Raw genomic sequence first — 17,134 nt, 5'->3', positions numbered from 1 at the left:
CGGCCTCCATCGGGGACGCGCTCACACGGGGACACATTGTTTGGTTCGCCGGCGGCTCGGTGTCACACTCGTCCTGACCATCCCGAGCGGCTGAGAGATCTGGCTCATTGACGCCGCAGCAACCCTGGCCTCCGCGTCCTCCGCGGCGACAGAAGGGTGCTACTGCCAGACCGATGGAGGATCCGATGAGCGTCGCCGACCTTTCCACCCCCCTGAAATTCGCCTACTGGGTGCCGAACGTCAGCGGCGGCCTGGTCGTCTCGACGATCGAGCAGCGCACCAGTTGGGACTTCGACTACAACCGGAAGCTCGCCCGCATCGCGGAGGACGCCGGCTTCGAGTACGCCCTCTCGCAGACCCGGTATGCCGCGTCCTACGGCGCGGACAAGCAGCACGAGGCGACGTCGTTCTCGCTGGCGCTGCTCGCCGCGACGGAGAAGCTGAAGGTGATCGCCGCCGTCCATCCCGGCATGTGGCACCCGGGCGTGCTGGCGAAGTTCATCATCACGGCCGACCACATCTCGAACGGCCGTGCCGCCGTGAACATCGTGTCCGGTTGGCTCAAGGACGAGTTCGTGAATTTCGGCCTGGAGTGGCTGGAGCACGACGAACGCTACGTCCGCACGGAGGAGTTCATCCGGGTACTGCGCGGGCTGTGGACCGAGGAGGGGTACAGCCAGGCGGGCAAGTACTACGACATCAGGGACTTCACGCTGAGCCCGGCACCCGTCGACGTTCCCGGTCGCCCGCACCCCGAGGTCTTCTTCGGGGGCAACTCGACGGCGGCCCAGGCCACCGCCGGCCGGGTGGCGGACTGGTATTTCTCGAACGGCAAGGACCTCGAGGGCTTCAAGGAGAACATCGCGGGCGTCCAGGCGTCTGCCGCCGAGGCCGGGCGGCACCCGCGGTACGGGCTCAACGGTTTCGTCATCGCCCGCGACTCCGAGAAGGAGGCCCGGGACACGCTGCGCGAGATCGTCGAGAAGGCGCATCGACCCGCCGTCGAGGGGTTCCGCGACGCCGTGCAGGAAGCCGGAGCCTCGACGAAGGACGGCAAGGGCATGTGGGCGGACTCCACGTTCGAGGACCTCGTCCAGTACAACGACGGCTTCAAGACACAGCTCATCGGCACGCCCGAGCAGATCGCCGAGCGCATCGTCGAGTACAAGAAGATCGGCGTGAACCTCTTCCTCACCTGCTACCTGCACTTCCAGGAGGAGGTCGCAGCGTTCGGCACGGACATCCTCCCGATCGTCCGCGAGCTCGAGGCGGATGCCGCCCGGAAGGCCGGCGTCGACTTCGACCCTGGGGCCACTCTTCCAGTCCACGAACCCACCAAGGCAGGTATCTGATGGCAGAACGTTCCTTCGGCTTCCGCACGCGCGCGCTCCATGCGGGCGGCACCCCCGACGCCACGCACGGCGCGCGCGCCGTGCCGATCTACCAGACGACGTCGTTCGTGTTCAAGGACACCAACGACGCCGCCAATCTCTTCGCGCTGCAGAAGTACGGCAACATCTACTCGCGCATCGGAAATCCCACCGTCGCGGCGTTCGAGGAACGCATCGCCTCCCTCGAGGGCGGTATCGGCGCGGTGGCGACGGCGTCCGGCATGAGCGCCGAGTTCATCACCTTCGCGGCGCTGTGCCAGGCGGGCGACCACATCGTCGCCGCCTCTCAGCTCTACGGCGGGACCGTCACGCAGCTGGACGTCACGCTGCGTCGTTTCGGCATCGAGACCACCTTCGTGCCCGGGACCGACCCCGCGGACTACGCCGCCGCCATCCGCGAGAACACCAAGGCCGTCTACGCCGAGGTCATCGCGAACCCGTCCGGTGAGATCGCGGATCTCGCCGGGTTGGCGAAGGTGGCGCACGACGCCGGCGTCCCGTTCATCGTCGACTCCACCCTGAGCACCCCGTACCTGGTGCGGCCCATCGAGCACGGCGCGGACATCGTCATCCACTCGGCCACGAAGTTCATCGGCGGACACGGCACCACGCTCGGCGGCGTGATCGTGGAGAGCGGGCGGTTCGACTGGGGCAACGGCAAGTTCCCCACCATGACCGAGCCCGTGCCCTCGTACGGGAACATCCAGTGGTGGGCGAACTTCGGCGAATACGGGTTCCTGACGAAGCTGCGCACCGAGCAGCTCCGCGACATCGGACCGTCGCTCTCGCCCATGTCGGCCTTCCAGCTGCTGCAGGGCGTGGAGACCCTGGCGCAGCGCCTGGACGAGCATCTGGAGAACGCGCAGGCCGTGGCCGAATGGCTGCAGGCCGACCCCCGCGTGGAGTACGTCAACTACGCGGGCCTCCCCACGCACGTGCACCACGAACGCGCGAAGACCTACCTGCCGCAGGGCCCCGGCTCCGTGTTCAGCTTCGGCATCAGGGGCGGGCGCAAGGCCGGGCAGAAGTTCATCGAGTCGCTGCAGCTCGCCTCGCACCTCGCGAACGTCGGCGATGCGCGCACGCTCGTGATCCACCCCGGCTCGACGACGCACCAGCAGCTCTCGGCCGAGCAGCTCGCCGCGGCAGGCGTCCCCGAGGACCTGGTGCGCATCTCGGTGGGCCTCGAGGACCTCGACGACATCCTCTGGGATCTCGACCAGGCACTCGACATCGCGGCGGACTCGCCGGACGCATCCTTCGACGACCTTCCGCAGGAAGCGGCGGGACAGGACGACGACGACGCATCGGCGTCGCGGGCAGTGGGAGTGGGAGCATGAGCGGCACAGCGACACCGGCACGGACCTGGGAGGGGCCCTCGGCTCCCGAACGTCTGGCCCTGCTGAGGAACGCGCGGTCGGTGGCGATCGTCGGAGCGTCGGACAAGCCCTCGCGGGCCTCCTACTTCGTGGCGACCTACCTGCAGTCCTCCTCGCCGTACCGCCTGTACTTCGTGAATCCGGTGGCGAAGGAGATCCTGGGTCAGCCGGCCTACGCGTCGCTCGAGGACCTGCCCGAGGTGCCCGACGTCGTCGACGTGTTCCGCAGGCACGACGACCTGCCGTCCGTCCTGCAGGAGACCCTCGACATCGGCGCGAAGACGCTGTGGCTGCAGCTCGGCTCCTGGCACGAGGACGTGGCCCGGGAGGCGGAGACCGCCGGGCTGGACGTCGTGATGGACCGCTGCATCAAGATCGAGCACGCACGCTTCCACGGAGGGCTCAACCTCGCCGGGTTCAACACCGGCGTCATCTCGTCGAAGCGGCAGATCACCTCGTAGCGGGCTGCACGACCTCGTCGGGCGCAGCCGGTACGGTCGGTTCCGGCACCACGTCCGCGGGCTGGACAGCCTCGTCCGGGGCGTCCGGTACGACAGCGTCCGCCGGCACGTCCGCGGGCTGGACAGCCTCGTCCGGCGCAGCCGGTACGACAGCGTCCGCCGGCACGTCCGCGGGCTGGACAGCCTCGTCCGGCGCAGCCGGTACGACAGCGTCCGCCGGCACGTCCGCGGGCTGGACGGCCTCGTCAGGGGCATCCGGTACGGTCGGTTCCGGCGCCACGTCCGCGGGCTGCACGACGGCGGGAGTGTCGGTCTCGGGTAGGACCCCGCCCGGTACGGCGCGGTGCCACGGATCGGCCGTCGTGTCGTCCTCGGGCAGGGCTGCAGGGTCCACGGCCGTCTCGGCGAGGAACAGGACGAGCTCCTCGGGTTCCCATGCCGTCGGGGCCTGGAGGAGGGTGACCGCGTCCGGCGGGCCCGCGGGCGCGCGCAGCCACGACATGCGCGGGTGCGCCGGCGGCTCCTGTTCCTGGTGCCGGTCGGTGCCCGTGTCGCGGCCGCCCGTCGGGACCTTCCGGTCCTGGCGCCGGCCGGTGTCCCCGACCTTGTCCTGACCCGTCCCGACAGGGCCGATCTTCGTCGGGCCCGTCATGTCGTGACCTGCCGTGTCGTGACCTGCCGTGTCGTGACCTGCCGTGTCGTGACCTGCCGTGTCGTGGCCCGCCGTGCCCGGGCCCGTCGTGCCCGGGCCCGTCGTGTCCTGACCCGTCCCGACAGGGCCGGCCTTCGGGGCGTCGGTCCCGTAGGCACCGGGTAGGGCCAGCCGTACGGGTGGACCGGCCGGAGCCGTGACGATGCCGGGTGCCCGGGCCGGCGGCGTCGGCACGACCGGCGCTGGTGGGACCGCTCCAGCAGGGTGCCGGACCTCCGAGGCGGCGGGAGCCGCGGCGGGGGGTGCAGCGGCTCCCCCGACGCCGGTATCCGAGGCCACCACTCCGGCCGATACCGCTCCGGGCGACGCGGATTCCGCGAGGCCGCCCGGGCCGGGAGAACCGCCGGATCCCGGGGCCTCGATGGAGGCCGCAGGCGCAGCACCAGGCGCAGGACCCGACGCAGGACCCGGCGCTTCGGAGGCGTCGGCCCCGCCCCCACGGGGAGGGACGACGACGGCGGGGACCCGCCGCTTCGGGCCGTCGGCCAGCGTGTCCGGCGCGTCCTGCGCGTGGTCAGCGTCGTTGCGGACCGAGAAGCGGGCGATCGAATCGACCGCGTCGTCGAGCCCTTCGCGGAGATGGAGCGTCCCCGCCGCGACCCCGGACATGCCCGCGCCCATCGACACCGCCAGGGCACCTCCGATGAAGGTGATGCGGCGCTTGTTCCGGCGGCTCCTCGGCGCCCTGCCGCCGTCCGCCATCAGCTGTGCCAGCTCGGCGGAGGCGTCCGGCGCGTGCTGGCCGCCGAGTGCACCGATGGTCCGGACGGCATGGACGAGCGCGGGGTCCTCGGGGACGCCGGCCTCCTCCAGGAGGTGCAGCACGGAGTCCGGCGACGGGGTGTCACGTCCAGTCATAGCGCTTCCGATTCGTTGGGTCTCACGAGTTCCTTCAGCTTCAGCAGTCCCCGCCGCTGCAGCTGCTTGACCGATCCAGCGGATCTCCCGAGGATCTCCGCGACCTGCTCGATCGGCAGTTCCGCGACGATGCGCAGCAGGAGCACGTCACGCTGCTCGGCGTTGAGCTGTGCCAGCAGGCCGGTCGCCCCTCCGGCGTCGAGGTTCCCCAGCGCCACCGTCTCGGCCGAGTCGGTGGTCCGCTGGTCGCCGTCGGCCTCGTAGCCGACGAGGACCGGCGCCCGCAGCTTCCTCCGCACCTCGTCGACGTGTCGCGCGTGCGCCACCGAGAAGGTGAAGGTGCGCAGCCCCCGCGGTCCGCCGGAGACGGAGTCCAGTCTCGAGAAGACCGTGAGGAAGACATCCTGCGTCGATGCCTCCGGGTCGTCCGCCCTGCGGCCCGTGAAGTAGCCCAGCACGGCAGGGCTCAGCACCTGGTAGATCAGGGAGAGGGCCGCGGGTTCACCGGCCTGTGCGCGGTCGAGCGCATCATCAGGCAGCGATGTGACCACGGTCTCTTCCTTGTTCGAGCGGGACGGCGACACCCATCGTAGCGGCGCCCCCGCGCCCCCTGCGCCGGACGCACCCGGGCCTGGCAAGAAAAAGGCCGCACCGAGGCCCGTTGGGGGATAAGCCTCGGTGCGGCGCTTACACAGGGGTAATCGTCGGGAGGGACGGAAAAGTTACGCCGACGCCGGATTTTCTTCCCGCCGTCCTCCCGGGGTCCTACTTCAGGGCGTTGGAGGCACGGCGCTTGTTGAAGACGTCGAACCCGACCGCGAGCAGGAGCACCATGCCCTTGATGAACTGCTGGACGTCGATGCCGACGCCGAGCAGGGACATCCCGTTGTTGAGCACGCCCATGATGAGGCCACCGGTGATGGCGCCGATCACGGTGCCCACGCCGCCCGTCACCGCCGCGCCGCCGATGAACGCGGCAGCGATGGCATCGAGCTCGAACAGGTTGCCCGCACCCGGGCCGGCGGAGTTGAGGCGGCCCGTGAAGATGAGGCCGGCCAGCGCCGCCAGGACACCCATGTTGACGAACAGCATGAAGTCGATGCGCTTCGTGTTGATGCCCGAGAGCTGGGCTGCCTGCAGGTTCCCGCCGACGGCGTAGATGTGGCGGCCGAACACGCTGTTGCTCATCACGGCGCTGTAGGCCACGATCAGGACGCCGAGCACCACGAGGACGATGGGCGTCCCGCTGCGGGAGCCCGCCAGCAGGTAGGTCACGCCCAGGATCATCACGACGATGAACGCGAGCTTGGTGTAGAACCAGGCCTTCGGTTCGTCCTCGAGCTTGAGGCGGGCGCGGGTGGCCCGTCCGCGGAGCTGGGTGAAGACCAGGAGGGCGACGGCGATGATGCCGAGCCCCACGGTGGTCCAGTCGAGGAGGTTGGTCTCGGGTGGGAACAGTCCCGGGAACAGGAAGCCGCCGCCGAGCTGGCGGTACTCCTCCGGGAATCCGGTGATGCGCTGGTTCTCGAGCACGATCTGCGTGAGCCCGCGGAAGACGAGCATGCCCGCGAGGGTGACGATGAACGCGGGGATTCCCACGTACGCCACCCAGAAGCCCTGCCAGGCACCCACGAGGCCGCCGATGACCAGCGATCCGAGGAACGCCGCCCACCAGGGGAAGTTCCAGTCCTGGATCATGATGCCGGACATCGCGCCGACGAACGCCGCCACGGAGCCGACCGACAGGTCGATGTGCCCGGCGACGATGATCATCACCATGCCGATCGCCAGCAGCAGGATGTAGCTGTTCTGCACGATGATGTTCGAGACGTTGTCCGGCTGGAGCAGCGCTCCCCCGGTGAGCACCTGGAACAGGGTGACGATCACGAGGAGTGCTACGAAGATGCCGATCTGCCGCAGCCTGCTGGTGAGGAAGGACAACCCGCCCTTGACGTCGGGAGGCGTCGTCGCGACGTGGGGGTCCTTGACGGTGGTTGCCATGGAATCAGTCCTTTTCCTTGGTCATGTGCTGCATGAGGAGTTCCGGTGTCGCCTGCTCGATGGGCACCTCCGCGGTGATGCGGCCCTCGGCGAGGGTGTAGATGCGGTCGCAGATGCCGAGGAGCTCGGGGAGCTCGGAGGAGATGACGATCACGGCCTTCCCCTCACCGGCCAGGCGGTTGATGATCGTGTAGATCTCGTACTTGGCGCCGACGTCGATCCCGCGGGTGGGCTCGTCCAGGATGAGGACGTCGGGGTCCGAGAACATCCATTTGGAGAGCACCACCTTCTGCTGGTTGCCGCCGGAGAGCTTGCCCGTGATGGCGGTGACGGAGGGTGCCTTGATGTTCATGGACCTCCGGTAGTCACCGGCGACGACGGCCTCCCGGCCGCCGTCCACCCAGCCGCGCTTCGCGAGCTTGCCGAGGGCGGCACCGGAGACGTTGCGCTTGATGTCGTCGATCAGGTTGAGGCCGTAGCGCTTGCGGTCCTCGGTGGCGTACGCGATCCCGTGGCCGATGGCCTCGCCGACGGTACGCGCCGTGATCGGGGTCCCGTTCTTGTAGAGGGTGCCCGTGATGTGCGAGCCGTAGCTCCGGCCGAAGATGCTCATGGCGAGCTCGGTCCGCCCGGCGCCCATGAGTCCCGCGATGCCGACCACCTCGCCCGCCCGGACGGAGAGGTTCGCCGAGTCGACGATCACCCGGGAACTCTCCTGCGGGTGGTGCACGGTCCAGTCCTCCACCCGCAGCACCTCCTCGCCGATGGCGGGCGTGCGCTCGGGGTAGCGGCTCTCCATGTCGCGCCCCACCATGCCCCTGATGATGCGTTCCTCGGTGACGGAGCCGTCGTGGAGGCTGAGCGTCTCGATGGTGCGTCCGTCGCGGAGGATGGTCACCGAGTCGGCGATCTCCCGGATCTCGTTGAGCTTGTGGCTGATGATGATGCAGGTGATGCCCTCGGCGCGGAGTCCTTTGACGAGCCCGAGGAGGTGCGCGGAGTCCTCGTCGTTCAGGGCCGCCGTGGGTTCGTCGAGGATCAGCAGCTTGACGTTCTTGGACAGCGCCTTGGCGATCTCGACGAGCTGCTGCTTGCCCACGCCGATGTCGCCGGCCCGGACGACCGGGTTGAGGTCGAGCCCCACGCGGCGCAGGAGCTTGCCCGCCTCCACGTTCGTCTCGTTCCAGTTGATGAAACCACGCTTCTCGCGCTCGTTGCCGAGGAAGATGTTCTCCGCGACGGACAGGAACGGTGAGAGGGCGAGTTCCTGATGGATGATGACGATGCCGTCGCGCTCGCTGTCGCGGATGTCCTTGAACTCCACGACGGAGCCCTCGAATTCGATGTCGCCGTCGTACGTCCCGTGCGCGTAGACGCCGGACAGCACTTTCATCAGGGTCGATTTGCCGGCCCCGTTCTCCCCGCAGATCGCGTGGACTTCTCCCCGCGCGACGTCGAGGTTGACGTCCTGCAGTGCCTTCACGCCTGGGAAGGTCTTGGTGATGCGGCGCATCCTGAGGATGTTCTCCGCCATGGTCAGGCCTCGCTTAGTCGAGTGGAGGTCCCGGCAGCGGCCGGGCGAGGGCACCTGCGGCTCCGGACCGGCACGGTCCGGAGCCGCAGGTGTCGGGGGTGCGGGACGGCTACTTGAGGTCGTCCTCGGTGTAGTAGCCGGTGTCGACGAGGGAGGCCTCGTAGTTGTCCACCGTGACGATCTCGGACTCGAGCAGGTAGGACGGGACCACCTTGACGCCGTTGTCGTACGTCTCGGTGTCGTTGACCTCGGGCTCCTCGCCCTTCATGAGGGCGTCGACCATGGTAACGGCCTGCTTGCCGAGCTCGCGGACGTCCTTGAAGATCGTCGAGTACTGCTCGCCGGCGATGATCGACTTCACCGAGCCCACCTCGGCGTCCTGGCCCGTGACGACGGGCAGGTCGTCGGTGGAGTAGCCGCCCGAGGTCAGGGCCGAGATGATGCCGATCGACAGACCGTCGTACGGGGAGAGGACACCCTCGAGGCGCTCGCCGCCGCCGACGGTGAGCAGGTCCTCCATGCGGTCCTGCGCCGTGTCGGGCAGCCAGCGGAGGATGGCGGCCTGCTCGAAGTCGGTCTGGCCACTGGGCACGCGGAGCACACCACTGTCGAGGTAGGGCTGCAGGGTCTCGATGGCTCCGTTCCAGAAGAACGTGGCGTTGTTGTCGTCGGGGCTGCCGGCGAAGAGCTCGACGTCGAACGGACCCTTCGCGCCCGTCTCCTTGCCGTCGGCGTCGAGGATGCCGAGGCCGGTCAGCAGCGACGTGGCCTGCTGGACGCCGACCTCCTCGTTGTCGAAGGTGGTGTAGTAGTCGACCGTGTCCGAGCCGTTGATGAGGCGGTCGTAGGCGATGACAGGGATGTCCTGCGACTCGGCCTGATCGAGGACGCTCGTGAGGGTGGTGCCGTCGATCGAGGCGACGACGAGGGCCTTCACGCCGCCGTTGATCATGTTCTCGATCTGCGAGACCTGGGTGGGGATGTCGTCGTTCGCGAACTGGAGGTCCACCTCGTAACCGAGCTCCTCGAGCTGGCTCTTGACGTTCTCGCCGTCGGCGATCCAGCGCTCGGACTGCTGCGTCGGCATGGCCACGCCGATCTTGGCGCCCTCGTTGGATCCGCCCTCGGCTGCGGCGTCGCCGCCGCCCCGGCTGCCACCGCAGGCGGTGAGGCTGAGGGTGAGGATGCTGGCGGCCGCGATGCCGGCCAGGTATTTCCGATTCATGGTGGAACTTTCTTGTGAGTGGTTTCCGGCGACGGTGCCGGCTTTCAGGAGGAGGTCTTAGAGTTTCTGCGCCAGCCGGTAGTAGGCCGCGTTCCAGCGCAGTTCACGCTGGAAGTCACGGAGCCTCGTCCCGGCGTCGATCCGCAGCAGTTCGACCTCGGCGATCACCGCGAAGTCCTCGAAGACCTCGAGGTTCACGGCGGTGGTGAGGACGGTGTGGTGCGCGGCGCCGGCACTGAGCCATGCCGCTGCCGAGGTCTCGAGGCTGGGCTCGGGCTTCCACACCGCGCGCGCGACCGGCAGGTTGGGCAGCGGGGCGTCCGGGGGGACGACCTCGACGGCGTTCGCCGTGAGGCGGAAGCGGTCCCGCATGTCCGACATCGCGACGACGACGCCGGGGCCGGCGTCCGTGTCGAACACGAGGCGGACGGGGTCCTCCTTGCCGCCGATGCCGAGCGGGTGCACCTCGAGGGAGGGCTTCGACGTGGTCAGGGTGGGGCAGATCTCGAGCATGTGCGCCCCGAGGATCTTCTCCTCCCCGGGGACGAGGTGGTACGTGTAGTCCTCCATGAGGGACGCACCTCCCGGCAGCCCCGCACCCATGACCTTCGCGGCCCGGACGAGGACGGCGGTCTTCCAGTCGCCTTCGGCGCCGAAGCCGTAGCCGCGGGCCATGAGCCGCTGCACGGCGAGACCCGGCAGCTGCCGGAGCCCGCCGAGGTCCTCGAAGTTGGTGGTGAAGGCGCCGAAGCCGCCGTCCTCGAGGAAGGACAGCAGCCCGAGTTCCTGGCGCGCCCCGTAGCGCAGCGACTCGTGGCGCTCCCCGCCGCGGCGCAGCTCGGGGACGACGTCGTAGGTCTCCTCGTACTCGGCCACGAGGGCGTCGACGGCGGCCTCGGACTGGGCGTCGACGGCGGCGACGAGGTCGTTGACGCCCCACGTGTTGATCGAGACGCCGAAGCGCAGCTCGGCCTCCGTCTTGTCCCCTTCCGTCACGGCGACGTTGCGCATGTTGTCCCCGAACCGGGCGACCTTCAGCTCGTGTACGGCTGCCCAGCCCGCGGCGGCCCGCTGCCAGGTGGCGACCTTCGCGCAGACGCCCGGATCGGAGACGTGCCCGACGACTGTCTTCCGCGGCACGCCGAGGCGCGACTGGATGTACCCGAACTCGCGGTCGCCGTGGGCGGCCTGGTTGAGGTTCATGAAGTCGAAGTCGATCTCGCCCCACGGCAGAGCCACGTTGATCTGGGTATGCAGGTGCAGCAGAGGCTTGCGGAGGGCGTCGAGGCCCGCGATCCACATCTTCGCCGGGCTGAAGGTGTGCATCCAGGCGATCACGCCGATCGCGGCGTCGTCGGCGTTGACCTCGAGCGCCATGCGGCGGATCGAGGCGGAGTCCTTGAGCGTCGGCTTCCAGACCACCTTCACGGGCAGGCCCGCGGCGCCGAGCATCCGGACGATCTCCTGGGACTGCTCCGCGACCTGCTGCAGGGTCTCCTCGCCGTAGAGGTCCTGGCTGCCGGTGAGGAACCAGACTTCGTAGGCGTCGAGGGTGGTACTGAGGGGGCTCATGCAGGGGCTCCTGGGGTCGAGGACTGACCGTACACGTTCTGGTACCGGTCGAAAAGGGAGTCGACGTGCTCGGGCTCGATGGGCAGGGGCGCCCCGAGCTGACGGGAGATGTGGACGGTGCGCGCCACGTCCTCGAGCATCACGGCGGCCTTGACGGCGTCCTTCGCGTCCCTGCCGATGGTGAACGGTCCGTGGCTCTTCATGAGCACGCCGCGGGAGCGGTGGCCGGTGAGCGTGTCGACGATGCCGCGGCCGATCGAGTCGTCGCCGATGACGGCGAAGGGACCCACGGGGATCTCGCCGCCGAACTCGTCCGCCATGGCGGTGAGGACGCACGGGATCGGCTCGCCGCGTGCAGCCCAGGCCACGGCGTAGGTGGAGTGCGTGTGTACCACGCCCCCGACGTCGGGCATGTGGCGGTAGACGTAGGCGTGTGCTGCGGTGTCGCTCGACGGCGACCGCTCCGATCCGGGCGTGCCCTCGACGACGTTGCCGTCGAGGTCGCAGAGGATCTGGTTGTCGGGTGTCAGCTCGTCGTAGCCGACACCGGAGGGCTTGATCACGAACAGGTCGGCGCCGGGCACCCGGCCGGAGACGTTGCCGCCCGTCCAGACCACGAGCCCGTAGCGCACGAGTTCGGCGTGCAGTGCTGCGACGTCCTGGCGGACGGCGGTGATCGCGGCCTCGGTCCCGGGATCGAACGTGCTCATGCGGTCACGGCCTGCTGCGTACGGGCCGCGCGGCGGAGCGCCTTCAGCCGGTGCATGACGTCGTTGCCGCCGCGCCCGAAGTAGTCGTGCAGTTCGGTGTACTCGCGGTACAGGGCGTCGTAGGCGGCGGCACGCTCGGGGTCGGGCGTGTACGCGGCGCGGTCGAGGCGGCCCATCGCCGCGGCGGCGGCGTGGATGTCCTCGTAGGCACCTGCGGCGACGGCGGCGTGGATCGCCGATCCGAGGGCCGGCCCCTGGGCGCTGCCGATCACGGAGAGGGGCATGTTCAGCACGTCGGCGTAGACCTGCAGGAGGAACGGGTTGCGGATGAGGCCGCCCGCGGCCACGAACTCGGTCACGGGAACGCCGGAGGCGTTGAAGGTCTCGACGATCGTGCGGGTGCCGAACGCGGTCGATTCCAGCAGGGCGCGGTAGACCTCGTGCGGCTTCGTGGCGAGCGTGAGGCCCACGACGATGCCGGAGAGCTCGTGGTCCACGAGCACGGAGCGGTTGCCGGAGTGCCAGTCGAGGGCCACGAGGCCGTGCGCTCCGACGGGCTCGGCCCGGGCCTGCTCGGTCAGGTACTCGTGCACGCTCCGGCCCTGTGCCGCTGCGGCGTCGCGGATCTCCCCGGGCACCTGGTTCGCGACGAACCACGCGAAGATGTCGCCGACGCCGGACTGGCCGGCCTCGTAGCCGTAGAAGCCCTCGACGATGCCCCCGTCCACCACGCCGCACATGCCGGGCACCTCGCTCAGGCGGTCGGAGTTCATGACGTGGCACGTCGAGGTGCCCATGATCGCGACCATCTGGCCGGGGTCCGTGGCCTGGGCCGCGGGTGCGGTGACGTGGGCGTCGACGTTCCCGACGGCGACCGCGATGCCCGCCGGCAGCCCCGTCCAACCCGCGGCCTCCTCGGAGAGGGTCCCCGCCTGCGAGGCGAGGGCGCCGATGGTGTGCTCCACCTTCTCGCGGGCGAACCCGGCGAAGTCGGGGTTGAGGGCGGCGAGGAAGTCCTCGGACGGGTAGGCGCCGTCCTGGTAGATGCCCTTGTACCCGGCGGTGCAGGCGTTCCGGACGTACTCCCCGGTGAGCTGCCACACGATCCAGTCGGCGGCCTCGACCCAGTGGTCCATGAGGTCGTACAGCTCGCGGTCCTCCTCGAGCAGCTGGAGTCCCTTGGCGAACTCCCACTCGCTCGAGATCAGCCCGCCGTAGCGGGGCAGCCACGCCTCTCCGCGCCCGGCGGCGAGCTCGTTGATGCGGTTGGCCTGGCCCTGCGCCGCGTGGTGCTTCCAGAGCTTCACGTACGCGTGCGGCCGGCCCTCGTAGCCCGGCACCTCGTTGAGGGGCGTCCCGTCGGCGAGGGTGGGCACCATGGTGCAGGCCGTGAAGTCGGTGGCGATGCCGATGACGTCCTGCGGGTCGATGCCGGCTTCCCGCACGGCGGCCGGGACGGCGTCACGGAGGACGTCGACGTAGTCGGAGGGCACCTGCAGGGCCCACTCGGGCGGGAGCTGCTCACCGGTGGCCGCGAGCACCGAGTCCATGACGGCGTGCGGGTACTCGAGCGTGGAGGCGCCGAGTTCGGCCCCGTCGGAGACGCGGACCACGACGGCGCGTCCCGACAGGGTGCCGTAGTCGACGCCGATGACGTAGGTGGGCCGGGGGGCGTCCGCGGACGTCCCGGGTGCGCCCGGGGTGGAGTCACTCAAGGGAAGGACCTCTTTGTTCTTCTCGAGACCGCGAAGCAGTGCTCTGGTGGATCGTCGTCGCGGGATGTGACCGTTCACATTCGCGGATCCCAGTGTGGGGTGCGGAGGTGGCGTGTGTCAACGACCCTGCGTGGGGAGACGCTATCGCGGGGTCGGAGGTGCCGTCGAGGAGCGGATCACGAGCTCCGGGACGACGTCGGGCACGGCACCCGCGGCCGCGCGGACGCCTGCTCCGGTTCCGTCCTCGCCGATGAGGCCCAGCAGTCGCGCCACGCAGCGCCGGCCCAGTTCCGGGAAGTTCTGCCGGACCGTGGTCAGGGGCGGCCAGTAGTGAGCGGCCTCCGGGACGTCGTCGAAGCCCACCACGCTGACGTCCTCCGGTACGCGTCGTCCGTGCTCGCGGAACGCATGGAGCATCCCGAGTGCCATCTGGTCGTTCGACGAGAAGATCGCGGTGACACCCGGATCCCCCAGCAGGACGAGTCCCGCGCGATAGCCCGATTCGGCCGTCCAGTCCCCGGACAGCAGCACCTCGGCCTCCGACCCCCAGGCCTCCATCTCGCCCCGGTACCCCCGCACGCGCGCCTCCGTCTCGAACCAGCCGTCGGGGCCGGCGATGTGCACGATCCGCCGGTGCCCGAGCTGCAGGAGGTGGCGGGTCGCGAGCGCGGCGCCGCCCGACTGGTCGACGGAGAGCCGGTGGTCGTCGTGGGCCCGCGCGGAGTGGACCGTCACGAACGGCAGGGTGATGGACAGGTGCTCGATCTCCGCGAGGGTCTGCGTCTGCGGCGCCAGGATGATCAGCCCGTCCACGTTGTGGGTCAGGAGCCGGTCCAGGGCCGCACGGATGGAGCCACCCTCCGCGTCGTCGAGGTGCGCGACGTCGACGGCGTACCCTGCCTCGCGCGCGGCGCTGTCGATGGCATGCAGGCTCGCGGCCGGCCCGTACTCGAAGCCCTTGCTCACGAGCACCCCGATGGTGGTGGACCGACTGGTGACGAGGGCGCGGGCGGCCCGGTTGGGACGGAAGCTGAGCTCGTCCATGGCCGCCAGCACGCGGTCGCGGGTCTCGGCCCGGAGGCTCGGATGCCCGTTGATCACGCGGGAGACGGTCTGGTGGGAGACCCCCGCCCTGCGTGCGACGTCACGGATGTTGGCGGCACGGACGGGGTCCGTCGGCCGGATGCGCCTCTCCGTGGCGGAACCGGTCGCCGCGGAGCCCGCCGCGTCAGTGGGAGTCGACAATGGTGTTGTTCTCGATGAAGCGCCGGTTCCGCAGCACCGGCAGGAACTCGCGGACGTCGTCGACCCTGCGGCGCGAGACCTCGGTGGTGACGACGCCACGCTCCTCGTCCTCGAGGTGGACCTGCGGCACCCCCATGGGATCGATGATGGCCGAGTGGCCGATCGTGTGGCCGCTGGACGTGCCGGCGGCCGCCACCCAGAGCGTGTTCTCGATGGCCCGGGCCTTGAGCAGCGTCTCCCAGTGCTCGATCTTGTGCTCGCCCCTGAACCAGGCCGCCGGCACGCAGAGCAGGTCGGCCCCGGCGTCGGCGAGCGCGCGTGCCTGCTCGGGGAACCGGATGTCGTAGCACGTCAGGAGGCCCACCCGGACGTCGCCGATCTCGGCGACCGTGATGCCGCCGTCGCCCGGCTTGATGCGTGTGGACTCCTGGTAGCTGAAGGCGTCGTAGAGGTGCAGCTTGCGGTAGGTGTCCACGATCCGGCCCGTCGCGTCGATGAGGACGAGGGTGTTGAAGGGCCGCTCCTCACCGCTGGGCTCGTAGCCGCCGGCGACGATCCCGAGGGAGTGCTCGGCGGCGATGAAGGACAGCTGCTGCACGAACGAGGTCCAGTTGGCCTCGACCGCCTGCTGCAGCGGCCCCTCGACCGCGCCGATCGAGAACATCGACTCCTCGGGGAGGACGATCAGGTCCGACCCCTGGGAGGAGGCCTCGGCCGCGAGCTCCCGCATGACCGCCAGATTCGCCGGGGTGTCCCCACCCGGCCGGAACTGCCCAACGCTGACCAACATGTTCCCGCCCTCACGTGTGTGCCGTGCCTTTCGTCCAGCGTACAGACTCCCCGGAAGGCCCGCCGGAGTAGCCTTCTTCCCATGAGGAACCCGATGCAGCGCAAGCGGACCCCGCCCGGGCCCGGCCAGGAGTCCGTCTGGGACTACCCGAGGCCGCCGAGGGTGGAGCGGACGGTGGCGACGATCGAGGTGCGGTTCGGCGGCCTGCTGATCGCCACCACGGGCGACGCGGTACGGGTACTCGAGACGAGCCACCCGCCGGTCTACTACCTGCCGATCCCTGATTTCGCCCCGGGTGTCCTGGTCCCGGTGGAAGGCACCACGCACTGCGAGTTCAAGGGCGCGGCGAGCTACTTCGACGTCGTGGCCGGCTCAGCGCGCAGCCCGCGCGGTGCCTGGACCTACCCCTCACCCGTGCGCGACTACGAGGACCTGGCGACGCGCGCCGCCATCTATCCGTCGCAGATGGACAGCTGCACCGTGGCCGGCGAGACGGTACAGGCGCAGGAGGGCGATTTCTACGGCGGCTGGATCACGGCGGCGATCGTCGGACCGTTCAAGGGCGGCGCGGGGACCTGGGGCTGGTAGCGGGCCCGCCGGCGGCGGCCGGCGTCCAGCTCGCACCGAGGGCGCGGTCGGTGCACGGGGAGGCCGCGATGCTACAGTCGCAGGCTGACCATCGCACGCAACGCAAGGACGGGTCCGCATGACCATCACTCGAACTATCCAGGGACGGCGCCTCCTGGCGGCCGCCTTCATCGGCTCGATCGCGGTCCTCGGCGGCTGCAGCGCCCAGGGCGGGGAACCGGAGAGCTCGGCCGCGTCGAGCGAGGCGCCGGTCGAGTCGGCCGCTCCGGGAGAGGCCGCGCAGGCCGCACCGGATCTCGAGGGCATCCCCGAGGTCGTCGCCGTCGTCAACGGCACGGACATCGGCCGGGAGGACTTCACCACCGCCTACGAGGGGCAGTTCCAGCAGGCGGCCTCGCAGGCCGCGGCCAGCGGCGAGGAGGTCGACCAGGACCAGCTGAAGACGACCGTGGCGGACAACCTCGTCAGCACCGAGCTGCTGCGCCAGGAAGCGGACGAGCGCGGCATCGAGGCGACGGCCGAAGCCAGGACCGCGGCGATCGCCACACTCCTCGAGTCGAGCCAGCTGGGCTCGGAGGAGGAGCTGCGGGCCGCCTTCGCCGAACAGGGCCTCGACGATGCCGCGTTCGACACCCAGCTGGAGAACCAGGTGAAGCTCGACGCGCTGCTGGCCGAGGAAGCCGGCGACACGAAGCCCACGGACCAGGAGATCCAGGAGACCTACGACGCCGCCGTCGCCCAGCAGGCAGCCAGCGGCCAGACCGCGACGCCGATCCCTCCGCTCGAGGAGGTGCGACCGCAGATCGAGGAGCAGCTGGCGGGCGAGAAGACCTCAGAGGCCGCACAGTCCCTGATCGGGGAGCTCCGCGAAGGAGCCGACATCACGGTCAATCTGTAGGACGGCCGCCGGGCCCGACCCGGCTCCGACACGACGACGGCCCCCGGACTCTCCT

General features: G+C 69.8%; 15 protein-coding genes and 1 riboswitch. Of the genes, 5 read left to right on the top strand and 10 right to left on the bottom strand.

The window, feature by feature from the left end; all coding sequences use genetic code 11:
• Positions 1–74: 74 nt before the first annotated feature.
• Positions 75–180, top strand: a riboswitch (SAM riboswitch).
• The 3 genes from sfnG to CXQ97_RS09095 all read left to right on the top strand — a co-directional run bounded on the left by sfnG (position 174) and on the right by CXQ97_RS09095 (position 3,231).
• Entirely contained in the window at positions 174–1,352 is a 1,179-nt protein-coding gene (gene sfnG / locus CXQ97_RS09105) for a dimethylsulfone monooxygenase SfnG (protein WP_104180545.1), read from the top strand. (Overlaps the previous riboswitch by 7 nt.)
• Positions 1,352–2,731 (top strand): O-acetylhomoserine aminocarboxypropyltransferase/cysteine synthase family protein, encoded by a 1,380-nt coding sequence (locus CXQ97_RS09100; RefSeq protein WP_104180544.1) that lies wholly within the window; start codon positions 1,352–1,354, stop codon positions 2,729–2,731. The genes sfnG and CXQ97_RS09100 overlap by 1 nt, the downstream gene beginning before the upstream one ends.
• Entirely contained in the window at positions 2,728–3,231 is a 504-nt protein-coding gene (locus CXQ97_RS09095; protein ID WP_104180543.1) for a CoA-binding protein, read from the top strand. The genes CXQ97_RS09100 and CXQ97_RS09095 overlap by 4 nt, the downstream gene beginning before the upstream one ends.
• On the opposite strand, the gene CXQ97_RS09090 is transcribed toward CXQ97_RS09095, so the two are convergent.
• From CXQ97_RS09090 to CXQ97_RS09045, 10 genes are all read right to left on the bottom strand, one after another.
• A complete protein-coding gene (locus CXQ97_RS09090; protein WP_104180542.1) occupies positions 3,221–4,801 on the bottom strand; it encodes a hypothetical protein in 1,581 nt (526 codons plus the stop codon). The two genes, CXQ97_RS09095 and CXQ97_RS09090, sit on opposite strands and share 11 nt — an antisense overlap.
• Positions 4,798–5,352 (bottom strand): RNA polymerase sigma factor, encoded by a 555-nt coding sequence (locus CXQ97_RS09085; RefSeq protein WP_104180541.1) that lies wholly within the window; start codon positions 5,350–5,352, stop codon positions 4,798–4,800. Before CXQ97_RS09085 ends, CXQ97_RS09090 begins: the two co-directional genes overlap by 4 nt.
• A 214-nt stretch (positions 5,353–5,566) precedes the next feature.
• Positions 5,567–6,802 carry a multiple monosaccharide ABC transporter permease gene (mmsB, locus tag CXQ97_RS09080; RefSeq protein WP_104180540.1) on the bottom strand — a complete coding sequence of 412 codons (1,236 nt, stop codon included), beginning with the start codon at positions 6,800–6,802 and terminating at the stop codon, positions 5,567–5,569.
• A gap of 4 nt (positions 6,803–6,806) precedes the next feature.
• Positions 6,807–8,336 carry a multiple monosaccharide ABC transporter ATP-binding protein gene (gene mmsA / locus CXQ97_RS09075; RefSeq protein ID WP_104180539.1) on the bottom strand — a complete coding sequence of 510 codons (1,530 nt, stop codon included), beginning with the start codon at positions 8,334–8,336 and terminating at the stop codon, positions 6,807–6,809.
• Between the two features lie 109 nt (positions 8,337–8,445).
• On the bottom strand, positions 8,446–9,561 hold the full coding sequence (chvE, locus tag CXQ97_RS09070; RefSeq protein ID WP_104180538.1) for a multiple monosaccharide ABC transporter substrate-binding protein: 1,116 nt from the start codon (positions 9,559–9,561) through the stop codon (positions 8,446–8,448).
• Between the two features lie 57 nt (positions 9,562–9,618).
• Positions 9,619–11,133, bottom strand: coding sequence for an L-arabinose isomerase (gene araA / locus CXQ97_RS09065; protein WP_104180537.1), 1,515 nt, complete (start codon positions 11,131–11,133; stop codon positions 9,619–9,621).
• Complete coding sequence (locus tag CXQ97_RS09060; protein WP_104180536.1) at positions 11,130–11,843, bottom strand: L-ribulose-5-phosphate 4-epimerase; 714 nt, start codon at positions 11,841–11,843, stop codon at positions 11,130–11,132. Before CXQ97_RS09060 ends, araA begins: the two co-directional genes overlap by 4 nt.
• Positions 11,840–13,558 carry a ribulokinase gene (gene araB, locus CXQ97_RS09055; protein ID WP_104180535.1) on the bottom strand — a complete coding sequence of 573 codons (1,719 nt, stop codon included), beginning with the start codon at positions 13,556–13,558 and terminating at the stop codon, positions 11,840–11,842. The genes CXQ97_RS09060 and araB overlap by 4 nt, the downstream gene beginning before the upstream one ends.
• A gap of 141 nt (positions 13,559–13,699) precedes the next feature.
• Complete coding sequence (locus CXQ97_RS09050) at positions 13,700–14,743, bottom strand: LacI family DNA-binding transcriptional regulator (RefSeq protein WP_104180621.1); 1,044 nt, start codon at positions 14,741–14,743, stop codon at positions 13,700–13,702.
• Positions 14,744–14,786: 43 nt separating this feature from the next.
• Positions 14,787–15,593 carry a carbon-nitrogen hydrolase family protein gene (locus CXQ97_RS09045; RefSeq protein WP_104180534.1) on the bottom strand — a complete coding sequence of 269 codons (807 nt, stop codon included), beginning with the start codon at positions 15,591–15,593 and terminating at the stop codon, positions 14,787–14,789.
• 81 nt (positions 15,594–15,674) lie between these two features.
• Here CXQ97_RS09045 and CXQ97_RS09040 point away from each other — a divergent pair, with 81 nt between their 5' ends.
• The gene (locus CXQ97_RS09040) at positions 15,675–16,181 is read left to right on the top strand and encodes a DUF427 domain-containing protein (RefSeq protein ID WP_104180533.1); all 507 of its coding nucleotides are present in this window, start codon (positions 15,675–15,677) and stop codon (positions 16,179–16,181) included.
• A 118-nt stretch (positions 16,182–16,299) separates the two neighbouring features.
• Positions 16,300–17,079 (top strand): SurA N-terminal domain-containing protein, encoded by a 780-nt coding sequence (locus CXQ97_RS09035; protein ID WP_104180532.1) that lies wholly within the window; start codon positions 16,300–16,302, stop codon positions 17,077–17,079.
• Positions 17,080–17,134: the final 55 nt, after the last annotated feature.

The organism is Arthrobacter sp. B0490, from assembly GCF_002929355.1.
GTDB lineage: Bacteria > Actinomycetota > Actinomycetes > Actinomycetales > Micrococcaceae > Arthrobacter_D.
This window is presented reverse-complemented; position numbering and strand designations above follow the sequence as displayed.